The organism is Microbacterium sp. EG9 (assembly GCF_059759475.1).
In genome coordinates this window covers 883,477-897,734 of sequence record NZ_CM186217.1, presented here as the reverse complement: position 1 = coordinate 897,734, position 14,258 = coordinate 883,477, and the positions used below count along the sequence as shown (strand labels likewise).

General features: G+C 70.7%; 8 protein-coding genes. 2 read left to right on the top strand and 6 right to left on the bottom strand.

What is annotated here, in order from left to right:
* Window positions 1–6: 6 nt before the first annotated feature.
* The 4 genes from AC6CQV_RS04150 to AC6CQV_RS04135 are packed head-to-tail and all read right to left on the bottom strand — an operon-like array spanning window position 7 to window position 4,280.
* Complete coding sequence (locus tag AC6CQV_RS04150; RefSeq protein WP_205283172.1) at window positions 7–1,251, bottom strand: ABC transporter substrate-binding protein; 1,245 nt, start codon at window positions 1,249–1,251, stop codon at window positions 7–9.
* A gap of 47 nt (window positions 1,252–1,298) precedes the next feature.
* On the bottom strand, window positions 1,299–2,114 hold the full coding sequence (locus AC6CQV_RS04145; RefSeq protein WP_060959495.1) for a carbohydrate ABC transporter permease: 816 nt from the start codon (window positions 2,112–2,114) through the stop codon (window positions 1,299–1,301).
* The gene (locus AC6CQV_RS04140; RefSeq protein WP_082734139.1) at window positions 2,107–3,054 is read right to left on the bottom strand and encodes a carbohydrate ABC transporter permease; all 948 of its coding nucleotides are present in this window, start codon (window positions 3,052–3,054) and stop codon (window positions 2,107–2,109) included. Before AC6CQV_RS04140 ends, AC6CQV_RS04145 begins: the two co-directional genes overlap by 8 nt.
* Window positions 3,051–4,280: an ROK family transcriptional regulator gene (locus AC6CQV_RS04135; RefSeq protein ID WP_061782138.1), complete on the bottom strand. Its 1,230-nt coding sequence runs from the start codon at window positions 4,278–4,280 to the stop codon at window positions 3,051–3,053. The genes AC6CQV_RS04140 and AC6CQV_RS04135 overlap by 4 nt, the downstream gene beginning before the upstream one ends.
* Window positions 4,281–4,461: 181 nt before the next feature.
* On the opposite strand from AC6CQV_RS04135, the gene AC6CQV_RS04130 reads away from it, so the two are divergent.
* Complete coding sequence (locus AC6CQV_RS04130) at window positions 4,462–7,797, top strand: TIM-barrel domain-containing protein (RefSeq protein WP_498260356.1); 3,336 nt, start codon at window positions 4,462–4,464, stop codon at window positions 7,795–7,797.
* A 22-nt stretch (window positions 7,798–7,819) separates the two neighbouring features.
* The gene (locus tag AC6CQV_RS04125; RefSeq protein WP_498260355.1) at window positions 7,820–10,720 is read left to right on the top strand and encodes a TIM-barrel domain-containing protein; all 2,901 of its coding nucleotides are present in this window, start codon (window positions 7,820–7,822) and stop codon (window positions 10,718–10,720) included.
* A gap of 43 nt (window positions 10,721–10,763) precedes the next feature.
* Here AC6CQV_RS04125 and metE read toward each other — a convergent pair whose 3' ends face one another.
* A complete protein-coding gene (gene metE / locus AC6CQV_RS04120) occupies window positions 10,764–13,085 on the bottom strand; it encodes a 5-methyltetrahydropteroyltriglutamate--homocysteine S-methyltransferase (RefSeq protein ID WP_498260354.1) in 2,322 nt (773 codons plus the stop codon).
* Window positions 13,082–14,002: a methylenetetrahydrofolate reductase gene (locus AC6CQV_RS04115; RefSeq protein WP_232783914.1), complete on the bottom strand. Its 921-nt coding sequence runs from the start codon at window positions 14,000–14,002 to the stop codon at window positions 13,082–13,084. The genes metE and AC6CQV_RS04115 overlap by 4 nt, the downstream gene beginning before the upstream one ends.
* Between the last annotated feature and the right edge of the window lie 256 nt (window positions 14,003–14,258).

Genomic DNA, 14,258 nt, shown 5'->3' with positions numbered 1-14,258 from the left:
GGGATGTCAGCCGAGGAGGGGCGTGATGCGCTTCTCGGCGTCGGCGAGGGCCGCTTCGACCGTCTTGCGGCCGGCGGCGGCCTCGGTCAGCTCCTCGGTGACGATGTCCTGCATCTCGGCCTGGCCGTCGCCGATCGACGGCGCGAGCGCGACCTCCTCGAGCGAGTCGAACACGGCCTGGCGGTTGGCCGGCGGGGTGATGTCGAGGTAGGCGGACAGCGCCGTCTGGTCGGCGATCGGCGGGAGCTCCCAGCCGGCCGTCAGACGCGTGTCGACGGTCGTCTTCGAGCTCGTGAGGAACTCGGCGAACTTCGTGGCCGCCTCCTTGTTCTTCGTGCCCGCAGACACGCCCACGGCGTTGGAGAACAGCGCGCTCGCGTGCTGCGTGTCACCCGGCTCGACGGCGATGTCCCAGGAGATGCCGGCGTCGGCCAGGCCTCCGAACATCCAGATGCCGCTGTGCCACATCGCCAGCTTCCCGTCCGCGAACAGCTTGCTGTCGAAGTCGGGGGTGCCCGCACCCTGCTCGGCCGTCGGCATGGTCGTGCCGCTCTTGCCGACGAGCCAGGTGGCGGCGGCGATGCCCTCCGGGCTGTTGAAGCCGACCTTGCCGTCGGCGGTGAGGAACTGCCCGCCCGCCTGGGCGACGGCCTTGTAGAACTCGTGGTACGAGATGGGCTGGTAGTCGCCCCATACCCCGGCGCCCGCGTCGGTGAGCTTCTCGGCGGCGGCCTTCTCGTCCGCCCACGTCCAGTCGGCGGTCGGGTACGCGAGACCCGCCGCATCGAACAGGTCGGCGTTGTAGAAGAGCACCACGTTGGAGAAGGAGCTCGGCAGCGCGTACGAGGTGCCGTCGGTGGCGTAGGCGTCGACGAGCGAGGTCTGGTAGACGCTCGTGTCCACGCCGTCCAGCGGGGCGAGGACGCCGCTCTTCTGATACGCGGCGTAGTTCGCGAACTCGATGTCGAACACGTCCGCGGCCGTGCCGCCGGCGAGGTCGGTCTGCAGCGCCGTGAAGTAGTCGGCGTAGGGCAGCGTCTTCACCTCGACGGTGATGCCGGGGTTCTCCTTCTCGAAGGCGTCGACGATCGCCTGCAGGTTCTTCTCGTTGCCGCCGGCCGAGATGAAGTTCGAGTACGTGATGGTCACGTCTCCCCCCGCGGCGGGCGAGGTGGAGCCGGAGCATCCGGCGAGGGCGAGGCCGGCGACGGCGAGGACGCCGATCCCGGCGATGGGTGCTGTGCGGTTCATGCGATATCTCCTTCGATACGGGTGTGCGAGGTGAGGTCGTACGGGTGTTACTTGATGCCGCTGGAGGCGACGCCCTGGATGACGTAGCGCTGAGCGAACAGATAGATGGCCAGCATCGGGAGGATGCTGACGACCGAGCCCGCCATCATCACGTCCCACTGGGTCGTGTACTGGCCCTGCAGCCCGGCGAGCGCCAGCGGCAGGGTCTTGAGCTCGGCCGAGCGCAGGATGATGAGCGGCCACAGGAAGCCGTTCCAGCTGTTCATGAACGAGAACACGGCCAGCGTCGCGAGCGTCGGCCCCACCAGCGGCAGCACGACCGTGCCGAAGATGCGGAAGTGGCCCGCGCCGTCGAGGGTCGCGGCCTCGTCCAGCTCGCGCGGCACGGCGTTCATCGCCTGCCGGAGCAGGAACACGCCGAATGCGCTTGCGACGCCTGGCAGCAGCACACCGAGATAGGTGTCGACGAGGCCGAGGTCTCGCATCTGCACGAACAGCGGCACGATGAGCACCTGGATGGGGATCATCATCGTCGCGAGGTACACCGCGAACACCACGGAGCGCCCACGGAAGGGCAGACGACTGAAGGCGTAGGCCGCGAGCGAGCTGGTGATCAGCTGGAGCAGCGCGGTGGCGACGGCCAGACCGAGGGAGTTGGCGATGATGCGGGCGAACGGCAGTTCCGCGAACAGCGTCTGATACGCGGAGAACGACGGCTCCTCCGGGATGAGGCGGGGCGTCGCGTCCAGGCCGGCGCCCGGCGAGAACGACGTCGACAGCGTCCACAGGAACGGGAAGAACATCACGACAGCGCCGGCGATCAGCACCGCGGCCAGGAGGGCGCGCTGGGTCTTCTCACGCATAGGTCACCCACTTCTTCTGGCCGACGATCTGCACGACGGTGACGCCGAGCACGAGGATGAACAGCATCCACGACAGGGCCGAGGCCTCACCGGCGGCGCCGTAGCGGAACGTCAGGTCGTAGATCTGCTGCACGACGACGGTGCTCGAGCCCGCCGGACCGCCGCCGGTCATCGCGTAGACCTGGTCGAAGACCTGGAAGCCGTTGATCAGCGAGATCACGACGACGAAGAACGTCGAGGGCGACAGCAACGGCAGGGTCACGTTGAACAGGCGCCGCCACGGGCCCGCGCCGTCCACCTTCGCGGCCTCGTACATCTCCTGCGGGATGGCCTGGAGCCCGGCGAGCAGGATGATCATGACGAACCCGAGGTCCTTCCACGCCGAGGCCAGGATGATCGAGGGCATCGACCACGCCGGGTCGGTCCACCAGCCCGGCCCGTCGATGCCGAACACCGCGAGGGTCGCGTTGACGATGCCGACGGACGGGTTGAGGAGCCAGCGCCACACCAGGGCGACCACGATCCAGCTCGTCACGACGGGAAGGAAGTACACACCGCGCAGGATGTTGCGACCGCGCAGCGGCACGTTGAGGGCGAGGGCGAGGGCGAGACCGCCGATGTAGACGAGCGGCAGGTAGCCGACGAGGTAGTAGAGCGTGTTGAAGAACGCCCGCTGCGTCGCCGGGTCCTGCACGAGGTGGACGTAGTTGTCGAGCCCGACCCACTTCATGGGGGCGAGCAGGTTCCATTCGTGCAGGCTCGTCCACAGCGCGCCGAACATCGGGTAGATCGTGAAGAGGGCGAGCGGGATGGCGCTCGGCAGCAGGAACGCGAGCACCGTGAGCGCGTAGCGCAGTCGTCGCCGGGGCCGCCGCACGGGCCGGGTCCGGATCGCCGCGCGTCCCGTCGTGGCCGGGAGAGGCCGGGCCGTGAGGGTCATCTCGCGCCGCCGCCTTCTCCGGGCTCGACCGCACGCGCCACGGCGAGCCGCTCGCGCACGAGACGTCCCTGCTCCCCCGAGCGCCCCTGGTCGTCGAACGGGGTCGAGAGCACGAGCGAGGCCGCGCCCTGCGCCCAGCGGTCGTCCTGCCACGTCTCGACCGCCACCGGTACGGCGCGGTTGCGCGGGATGAGGCCGGCGCGAAACGCCGGCTCGAATCCGAACGACCAGTGTCGCCACGACTCGACGCCCTCACCGAGGAGGATCACGATCTCGGGGTCGACCACGTTGACCACGCCCGCGAGGACCCGACCGAGCAGATGTCCGGCGTGCGAGAAGAGCTGCTGGGCGCCCGCGTCGCCCGCGTCCGCCGCGGAGCGCAGCGCGCCGATGCCGGCATCACGGCCGATGATCCCCTGCTCGCGGGCGCGGCGCACGAGGGCGTCCTGGCCGACGATGGCTTCGAGACAGCCGCGGCCGCCGCACTGGCAGAGCGGACCGTCCTCCTCCACCGGGACGTGCCCGATCTCGCCCGCCCCGCCGCTCCGACCCCGCAGCACGCGGCCGTCGGCCACGAGCCCCGCACCGACGCCGGTGCCGATCGTGAGGACGAGGACGTTCTCGTGCCCCCGCGCCTGCCCGTGCAGCGCCTCGGCGATCGCGAGGGCGTTGACGTTGTTCTCGACGAGGACCGGGAGGTCGAGCTCGCGACGCAGCGCTTCGCCGAGGGGCACGCGCTGCCAGCCGAGCTGCGTGGAGTCGACGGTGCCGACCGCCTGCTCCTCGACGTTGCCGGGCACGCCCACCCCGAGACCGAGGAGCGGGGCGCCGTCGCCCCCGGCGATGAACGCGCGCAGCTTCTCGGCCAGGCGTGTCGTCGCGGTGCCCGAGGCCGCATCGAAGGGCTCGGTCGCGGAACGGACGACGGTGCCGTCGATCCCGACCTCCACGACGGTGATGTGGTCCGCGACGACCTTGACGCCGATCGCGCGACCCGCGTCGGCCACGAGTCCGAGGAGCCGCGCCGGGCGTCCGCCGCTGGAGGGGCTGTGGTCGAGCTCGACGAGCAGCCCGTCGGCGATCAGCTGACGTGTGTGCTGGGTGATGAGCGCGGGCGAGACGTCGAGCTCGCGCGCCAGGTCGGCCCGCGAGGTGGGACCGCTGCCGCCGATGAAGGCGAGCACGGCCGATCGAGTGACATCGGCTCGGGCGGATGAAGACGGCACGGGAACCCCTTTGTTTAGGCCTGAAAGAACATTAGGACACGACGCGCGCGAACGTCAACTCGATTCCCCTTCGCCCCGATCAGCCCGGCGCGCGACTGCTCGATGAGAACAAAGGGTTGATATCCGACGCACAGGTGGTCCATACTCTCCACTAAATTCAGACCTGAACAAAGAGGTTCCCATGTCTTCTGCTGCACGGACTGTTCCCCTCGTCGGCCCCCGGCGCGTGATCGTGCTCGCCGCGGGTCTGGTGACGGCTCTCGTCATCGCCCTTCTCGCGGCGACCCCGGCACAGGCGAGCACGCTGGACGGGGTGTGGCACGACCCGTACGGCGACGACGAGCTGTATGCCGCGCAACCGACGGAACGATCGCCGCGCGACCCGATGGCGGGCGAGGACGTCACGGTCCGCGCCACGACGTGGCCGATCGCCTCGGGCCAGTCGGTGTGGGTCACCTGGAGCGTCAACGGCGTCGCCCAGACCCCGCGCGGCGCGAGCTGGGACTACAACTCCGGCAACAACACGTACTGGAAGATCGATCTGGGATCCTTCGCCCGCGGCGACGACGTGCAGTACACCGTGCACGCCGACGTGAACGGCGCCGGCCAGCGCGACATCGGACCGTTCTCGTTCGCGACCACCTCGTGGAGCACCGTCACCGACGTCACGAACGTGATCGACAACGGCACCTCGGTCGACATCGTGACGGGCGACAGCGCCGGCGACTTCACTCCGAAGGTGCGTTTCGCCTTCCCCCGCCTCGACGGCTACGACGTGCAGATCGCGCCGAGCGGATCGGGCCTGAACCTGAGCGGGCTGACGGACTACACCCTCACCAACGGCGCGTCGCAGGTGACCATCGCCACGAGCCAGCTCGTCCTCAAGATCGACAAGAGCCCCTACCGCCTCTCGGTCTACAAGGGAGACGGCACGACGCTCATCACACGCCAGTACGACCCGGCGCAGTTCCGCAACATCGGCTGGGCCAGCGACGGCAGCTCCACCGTGACCAAGATCGAGGACCACTTCCTCAGCCCCGCGGGCGAGCGGTTCGAGGGCTTCGGCGAGCGCTACGACCGACTCGACCATCGCGGAACCGACGTGCACAACTACGTCTACAACCAGTACCAGGACCAGGGCGCGACCCGCCGCACGTACTACTCCGTGCCCTACTTCGCGAACTCCGCCGGCTACGGCGTGCACGTCCCCAGCACCCGGTACGCGATCTTCAACCTGGCGACCTACCGCTCCGACATGGCCGGGTTCACCGTCGACACGGGCGGCGCGGTGAACTCGACCCTCACGTACCAGTTCTTCACCGGCGACCAGACCGAGTTGCTCGACGACTTCACCGCCGAGACCGGCCGTCCGCTCCTGCCGCCCAAGTGGGCCTTCGGCCTCTGGGGATCGGCGAACGAGTGGAACACGCAGGCCGAGGTCGACACGTGGCTGAACCAGGTGGACTCCTCCGGCATCCCGCACAGCGCTCTCGTTCTGGAGCAGTGGAGTGACGAGGCCACGTTCTACCTCTGGAAGGACGCCCAGTACACGCCGACCGCGGGAAGCGGCAGCCTCGACTACGCCGACCTCACCTTCCCCTCCGGCGGGGCGTGGAGCGACCCGAAGCAGATGATCCAGGATGCCCACGACCAGAACATCAAGGTCATCCTCTGGCAGATCCCGGTGCTCAAGGAGAACTTCACCTCCAACCCCTCCACCGCTCCGCAGCAGCACCTCAACGACAAGGCCTACGCCGCCGCGCAGGACTTCCTCGTGAAGGACGGCGCCGGTCAGCCCTACCGCATCCCGACGGGCCAGTGGTTCGGCGACAGCACGGTGCCCGACTTCACGAGCACCGCCGCCACCGACTGGTGGATGAGCAAGCGCGCCTATCTGTTCGACGACCTGGGCGTGGACGGCTTCAAGACCGACGGCAGCGAGGCGCTGTTCGGCCGCGACCTCCAGGTGGCCGACGGACGCCGGGGCGACGAGATGCACAACGCGTACCCGAACGAGTACACCCGCGCCTACAACGACGTCGTGCAGCAGAAGACCGGTGGCGACGGCACGCTCTTCAGCCGCGCGGGAACCTCCGGCGCCCAGAGCCAGTCGATCTTCTGGGCGGGCGACCAGTCCTCCACCTTCGGCGCCTTCCAGGAGGCGGTGCGGGCGGGACAGAGCGCCGGGCAGTCGGGCGTCCCGTTCTGGGCGTGGGACCTCGCGGGCTTCACCGGCTCGTTCCCGAGCGCCGAGCTCTACCTGCGCTCGACGTCGCAGGCCACCTTCTCGCCGATCATGCAGTACCACTCCGAGAAGTCCGACCCCACGCCGTCCGAGGCCCGCACTCCCTGGAACGTGCAGGCGCGCACCGGCGACACGAGTGTGGTCCCCACCTTCGCGAAGTTCGCGAACGTCCGCATGAACCTCGTCCCCTATCTGTACACCGAGGCCGACGACAGCGCCTCGACGGGCGTGCCGATGATGCGGGCCATGAGTCTCGCCTTCCCGGGCGACGCGACCGCCGCGACCTACGACCAGCAGTATCTGTTCGGCTCGCAGCTGCTCGTCGCCCCGATCACGACGCAGGGCCAGACCGTGAAGGACGTCTACCTGCCCGCCGGCGAGTGGTACGACTTCTGGAACGGCGGTCGCGCGCTCGGCGACGGCGTGAAGCCGTACTACGCCGCCACCGACAGCATCCCGGTGTACGCACGGGCCGGCGCGGTCATCCCCCTCAACCTCAACGACGCCTACGAGCTGGGCGGCACGATCGGAAACGACGTCGAGGCGTACGACAACCTGGTGTTCCGGATCTACCCGTCGGCCTCCAGCACGTACGACTACTTCGAGGACGCGGCGGACGCCCACCGCGCCATCGCGGTCACCTCCGACCGTGTGGCGCGCACCGTGTCGATCTCGGCTCCGGCGCTGACCACCGCGGCGACCTACCAGGTGTCGGGCACGAAGCCCACCGCGGTGGCGGTCGGCGGGTCGGCGCTCACCGAGGTCGGGTCGGTGGCAGCGCTGGCCGCCGCGAGCACCGGCTGGTTCTGGGATGCCGTGCAGCAGCTGACCTCCATCAAGGTCGCAGCGAGCACGTCCGCGCGCACGATCGCGCTGGCCGGCGTCGACAAAGCCGCGTACGAGGCCGAGTTCGCCGCGCAGACGGGCGTGGGCACGAACACGGATCACCCCGGCTACACCGGCACGGGCTTCGTGGACGGGTTCGCCACGAGCGGCGACGCCGTCCAGTTCGACGTGTGGGCCGACGCGAACGCGACCCACCAGCTGCGCGTGCGCTACGGCAACGGCGCGGCGACCTCGGCCGTGCGCACCGTCCGCGTCGACGGGACGTCCGTCGGCACGCTGACCCTGCCCTCGACCGGCTCCTGGGACAGCTGGGGCATCGCCTCGATCGGCGCGAGTCTCACTCCCGGCCGCCACACCGTGCGCATCGAGTACGACAGCGGCAGCGCCGGCGGCATCAACCTCGACAACCTCGTGCTCGCACGCTGAGCCGGATCCCGCGGAGAGAACCATGAACGCTCTGACCCTGCGGCGCCGCGTCGCCACCCTCGCCATCGCGTCGATCGCGGCGGCCTCCCTGACCGCCCTCGGCGGCTGGGCGGATGCCGCGCCCGCCCAGGCCGCACCGCTCGGCGTGCAGCGGGCCGAGTTCACCTCCGGATCGAGCTACCTCGTGGTCGAGGTGCTCGACGACGACCTCGTGCACTTCGAGGTCGCCGGCGGCGGCACGTCGCCCGGGACGTCGACGGCGCTGTTCACGACGCCGCAGATCGCGAAGACCGACTACCCCGGCCCGGAGACCTACACGCGCAGCGGCGGCACGATCCAGACCGCGGGGCTGCGACTCGACGTCGACACGTCGACGCTGTGCGTGACGGCGACCGACATCACCCGTACGCCGGAGCTCGTCCTCCAGACGACCTGCCCGGTCGATCTCACGCAGGCGTGGAAGGGCCTGAACATCACGAAGTCGTCGATGGAGAACGCCTACGGCCTCGGGCAGCAGTTCTTCACGGGAGCCAGCGCCGACGGCGACTGGGTGGGGCGCGTCCGCTCCCCCGGCGGCACCTACGGCAATGCGATGGTCTACGACGCGGAGAACGGCCCGGTCGGCAACACGCAGATCCCGGTGCTGTTCGCCGTGGGCGACGCCAACGCCAACTACGGCCTGTTCGTCGACCAGCTGTACAAGCAGGAGTGGAACCTGACCGGCGACCCGTGGACGATGCGCACGTGGGGCGACCAGCTGCGGTGGTACCTCATGGCGGGGCCGGACCTGCCCGACCTTCGCGAGGACTACATGCAGCTCACCGGCACCCCGCCCGTGCCCCCGAAGAAGGCGTTCGGACTGTGGGTCTCGGAGTTCGGCTACGACGACTGGTCCGAGCTCGACGACACCATCTCCGGGCTCCGTGCCGCCGACTTCCCCGTGGACGGCGCCATGCTCGACGTGCAGTGGTTCGGAGGCGTGACCGCCGACTCCGACGACACCCGCATGGGCACCCTCGACTGGGACACGTCGAGCTTCCCGAACCCGGCGTCGAAGATCGCCGCGCTGAAGGCCGACGGCGTCGGCATCATCCCGATCGAAGAGTCGTACGTCGGCAAGAACCTGCCCGAGCACGCCGACATGGCCGCCGACGGCTACCTCGTGCGCTCCGGATGCTCGACCTGCTCCCCGGCCTACCTCACCGGCAACCCGTGGTGGGGCAAGGGCGGGATGATCGACTGGACGCAGCCCGCCGCCGGTGCCGCGTGGCACGACGAGCAGCGCCAGCACCTCGTGGACGAGGGCGTGATGGGGCACTGGCTCGACCTCGGCGAGCCGGAGATGTACGACGCGAACGACTGGACGGCCGGGATCCTCCCCGGCAAGCACGCGCACGCCGATTACCACAACGCCTACAACCTCCTGTGGGCGCAGAGCATCGCCGACGGCTACGAGCGCAACGACGAGGACGCCCGCCCGTTCCTGCTCTCGCGCGCCGCGGCCGGCGGCATCCAGCGTTTCGGGACGGCCATGTGGTCGGCCGACATCGGTTCCACGATGAAGGCCCTCGCGTCGCAGCAGAACACGCAGCTGCACATGTCGATGTCGGGCATCGACTACTACGGCTCGGATGTCGGCGGGTTCCGCCGCGAGATGCTCGACGCGGATGCCGACGAGCTGTACACGCAGTGGTTCGCCGACAGCGCCTGGTTCGACACGCCGCTGCGCCCGCACACCGAGAACCTCTGCAACTGCCTGGAGACCACGCCCGACGCGATCGGCGACGTCGACAGCAACCGCGCGAACCTGGTGCGCCGCTACGAGAACGCGCCCTACACGTACTCGCTCGCCCACCGCGCGAACCGGTACGGCGAACCGGTGGCTCCGCCGCTCGTGTACTACTACCAGAACGACGACAACGTCCGCGAGATGGGCCACCAGAAGATGCTGGGCCGCGACCTCATGGTCGCCATCGTGGCCGGGTCGGGCGAGCGCGAGCGCGACGTGTACCTGCCCGCCGGCGACTGGATCGACATCCACACGAACGAGCGCATCGCCAGCACGGGTCAGTGGATCGCGGACGTGCCCCTGTGGCGCAGCGGCGTGTTCACGCTGCCCGCCTACGCCCGCGCGGGAGCGATCATCCCGCAGGCCTTCGTCGATGCCGAGACGAAGGACATCACGGGCCTGCGCTCGGACTCGACCGTGCACGACGAGCAGATCACGACCGTCTACGCCGACGACGCCGCGACCAGCTTCACCCTCTACGAGGACGACGGCACGAGCACCGCGTACCAGAGCGGTGCGGTGCGCACGACGCCGATCAGCCAGTCGACGTCCGGCGGCGTGGCCACCGTCACCGTGGGCGCAGCATCCGGCACGTACGCCGGCGCCCCGTCGTCGCGGCCGACGATCGTCAAGCTCGTCACCGACGACACGCAGGCCGCCTCGGTGACCCTCAACGGCAGCACGCTCACCGAGCACGCGAACAAGGCCGCCTTCGACGCCGCCGCCAGCGGGTGGTACAACGCCGGTGGCAACACGGTCATCGCCAAGGCCGCCAGCAGTGCGGTCGGCACCGCGAAGACCTTCGCCTTCACCCTGGGCGAAGACCCGGTGTGGGCGACCTTCGCGTGCGAGTTCGCGACGACGACGTTCGGCCAGTCGGTCTACGTCGTGGGGAACATCCCGCAGCTGGGCAACTGGTCGCCCGCGAGCGCGATCAAGCTGAACCCGAGCGCGTACCCGACCTGGACCGGTGTGATCGAGAACCTCCCGCCGTCCAGCGCGATCGAGTGGAAGTGCATCAAGCGGCAGGAAGCGGGCAATCCGAACACGGCCGACGCGTGGGAGCCCGGCGGCAACAACGTGCTGAACACTCCCCCGTCGGGATCGGCCGGGATCACGACGGGCGCGTTCTAGCCGTGCGGACCCGGTCCCCGCGCGGGGACCGGGTCGACGCCGGCTACGCGCCGACGCGCTCCCGCACGCGCGCGGTGGCCGTGACGAGGTTCTGCAGCGCCGCCACGGTCTCCTCGTAGCCGCGCGTCTTCAGCCCGCAGTCGGGGTTGACCCAGACCTGGTGCAGCGGAAGCTCGTCCGCGGCGCGCTGCAGGAGCTCCTCGATCTCGTCGACGCTCGGCACGCGCGGGGAGTGGATGTCGTACACGCCCGGCCCGACGCCGTGCGAGAAGCCCGAGGCCGCGATGTCGTCGATGACCTCACCGCGGCTGCGCGCCGCCTCGATCGAGGTGACGTCGGCATCCAGCGCGGCGATCGCGTCGATCACGACACCGAACTCGGAGTAGCAGAGGTGGGTGTGGATCTGGGTGGCGTCGGCGGCCCCCGCCGTCGCGAGGCGGAACGAGCGCACCGACCAGTCGAGGTAGGCCGGCTGGTCGGTCCGCCGCAGCGGCAGGAGCTCCCGGAAGGCCGGTTCGTCCACCTGGATGATGCGGATGCCGGCGGCCTCGAGGTCGGCGATCTCGTCGCGCAGCGCCAGGGCGACCTGGTCGGCCGTCGCGGCGAGCGGCTGGTCGTCGCGGACGAAGGACCACGCGAGGATCGTGACGGGTCCGGTCAGCATCCCCTTGACGTACTTCTCCGACCGGGACTGCGCATACGTCGACCACCCGACCGTCATGGGCGCGGGACGCGACACGTCGCCCCACAGGATCGAGGGGCGGGTGGCGCGCGAGCCGTACGACTGCACCCAGCCGTTCTGGGTGACCGCGAAGCCGTCGAGGTGCTCGGCGAAGTACTGCACCATGTCGTTGCGCTCGGCCTCCCCGTGCACGAGGACGTCGAGGCCGAGGTCCTCCTGCAGGTCGATGACGCGATCGATCTCGGCGCGCAGGAACTCCTCGTACTCCGCTGCCGACAGCTCACCGCGCGTGTGGGCCGCGCGCGCCCGGCGGATGTCCGCGGTCTGCGGGAACGAGCCGATCGTCGTCGTCGGCAGCGTGGGCAGACCGAGCGCCGTCTGCGCGGCGGATCGCCGGGCGAACGGCGCGCGGTCGGATGCCGCGGCGTCCAGCCCCTCCAGACGCGCGCGCACGTCGCCGTCGGCCACCCCGGGCGCCGACCGACGGTCGGCGAGGGCGGCGTCGGCCGCCGCGAGCTCGTCGGCGATCGCGGCGCGCCCGGCGACGAGACCGCGCGCGAGGGTCGCGACCTGGGAGACCTTCTGATCCGCGAACGCGAGCCATGCCGCGAGACGCGGGTCGAGCGCCGGCTCGTCGGCGACGTCGTGCGGCACGTGCTGCAGCGACGTCGAGGTGCCGACGGCGACCGCGGCCGCGCCGACCGCACGGAGCCGCTCCAGCCGGTCCGCGGCGGCGGTCAGATCGCCGCGCCACACGTTGCGACCGTCGACGACACCGCCCACGATCGTCTTGCCGGCGAGGCCGGGATGCGAGGCGGGCGCCTCGCCGGCACGGTGCAGATCGATCGCGAGGGCCTCGACGGGCGCCGCGGCCAGCACGCTCCACGCGTCGGCCGTCAGCGGCCCGTAGGGCGCCGCCACGAGGATCGCCGGACGGTCCGCGGCGGCTCCCAGCACCGCGTATGCGCGCTCCGCCGCGGCGGCGAGCCGGTCGGCGTCGATTCCCAGACTCTCGCTGACGAGCGCCGGCTCATCCAGCTGCACCCACGACGCGCCGGCCTCCCGCAGCGACTGCAGCAGCGACGCGTAGACCGGAAGGAGATCCTCGAGGCGGTCGAGCGGGGAGAAGCCCGCGGGCGCGCCGTCGGCGGGCTTCGCCAGGGCGAGGAGGGTCACCGGACCGACCAGGACGGGGCGCACGGTCACGCCGTCCGCGGCGGCCTCCGCGACCTGCCGGGCGAACCGGTCGTGCGAGAGCGCGAAGCGGGTCTCGGGAGCGATCTCGGGAACGAGGTAGTGGTAGTTCGTGTCGAACCACTTCGTCATCTCGAGCGGCTGACGATGACCGTCGCCGCGCGCGGCGGCGAAGTAGGCCGCGAGCGGCACGGCGCCGTCCTCGCCCCGGAGCGCGTCGAAGCGCGCCGGGAGGGCGCCGACGGCGGTCGCCGCGTCGAGCACCTGGTCGTAGTAGGAGAAGGTCTCGGGGATGGACGAGTCGTCGCGGCCGAGGCCGAGGTCGAGGAGCCGCGCGCGCGTCGCGCGGCGGAGGGCCGCCGCCTCGGTCTCGAGGCCGGCCTCGTCGAGCACACCGGCCCAGTGGCGCTCGACGGCACGCTTGAGCTCGCGGCGGCGGCCGATGCGCGGGTAACCGAGGATCGTGCCGGCGGGGAAGGACGTGGTCATGGGGTCGTCTCCTCAGGGATGAGCCCGGCGGCGCGGAGCACGGCCAGGACGGTGTCGTGGTTGTTGAAGGCGTAGAGGTGGATGCCGGGCGCTCCGCCGTCGAGCACGGCGCGGGCGAGGTCCGCGGCGTGGGCGATGCCCACCGCGCGCTGCGCGGCGGCATCCGTCGCGGCCTCCAGGGCGACCGCGAGGTCGTCGGGCCGGGGGTCGCCGGTGAGCTCGAGGACGCGGCGCAGGCGTGCGGGCGAGGTGATCGGCATGATGCCGGGCAGGATCGGGATGACGACGCCGGCGGCGCGGGCGCGCGAGACGAAGTCGAGGTAGTCGGCGGGGCGGAAGAAGAGCTGCGTGATCGCCGAGGTCGCTCCCGCCGCCTGCTTGGCCAGGAGCGCATCGATGTCCTCGAAGCGGTGGCGCGAGCGCGGGTGGCCGTTCGGGAAGGCCGCGACGGCGATCTCGACCCGCTCCCCGGCGGCGACCTGCGCGGCCCCGGGAACGCCGGGGATCTCCTGCTCGCGATACGGCGAGCGCTCCGCCTGCACCCGGTCGATCAGCTGCACGAGCTGCGCCGCCGACTCGAGGTCGCCGAGCGCGACCTCGTCCTCCGCGACCCCCGCGGGAGGGTCGCCGCGCAGGGCCAGGAAGCGGGTGATGCCGGCGTCGAGGAACTCCCGGATCACGGTGGTGGCCTCCGCGTAGCTGCTGCCGACGCACGTGAGATGGGCCACCGGGGGCACGGGCGTCTCGCGGAGGATGTGGGTGAGGACGGCGAGCGAGCGGTCGGTGGTCGATCCGCCGGCCCCGAACGTGACGGAGATGAACCGCGGCCCGGTGGCGGCGAGCACACGGATCGTCTCGTGGAGGGCCGGGAGCCCCTCGGCCGTCCGGGGCGGATAGATCTCGAAGGAGAAGGGCACCGTCCGAGCGGACCTCGGGGACACGTCGTCGACGATCGGCGCGGTGGCGCGGGGCTCGTGAGACATCATGGCTCGGTTCGCTCTCGGGTCAGGGTCGTTCAGCCGGTCGGCCGCGGGGCGCACGAAGGTGCGGTTCTCGCGGGCGGGTGCCGGGCTCGGCTGTCGCTCCTGCCCGGGCGTACCGGGCGGCCCGCTGGCGCGGGCGTCGATCGCACCACTGTAGGGCCACGACGGCGGCATCCGGTGTTGTGTGACG

Coding starts and splice junctions, on each gene's coding strand:
- AC6CQV_RS04150 (WP_205283172.1), bottom strand. CDS start 1,251: ATGAACCGCACAGCACCCATCGCCGGGATCGGCGTCCTCGCCGTCGCC.
- AC6CQV_RS04145 (WP_060959495.1), bottom strand. CDS start 2,114: ATGCGTGAGAAGACCCAGCGCGCCCTCCTGGCCGCGGTGCTGATCGCC.
- AC6CQV_RS04140 (WP_082734139.1), bottom strand. CDS start 3,054: ATGACCCTCACGGCCCGGCCTCTCCCGGCCACGACGGGACGCGCGGCG.
- AC6CQV_RS04130 (WP_498260356.1), top strand. CDS start 4,462: ATGTCTTCTGCTGCACGGACTGTTCCCCTCGTCGGCCCCCGGCGCGTG.
- AC6CQV_RS04125 (WP_498260355.1), top strand. CDS start 7,820: ATGAACGCTCTGACCCTGCGGCGCCGCGTCGCCACCCTCGCCATCGCG.
- metE (WP_498260354.1), bottom strand. CDS start 13,085: ATGACCACGTCCTTCCCCGCCGGCACGATCCTCGGTTACCCGCGCATC.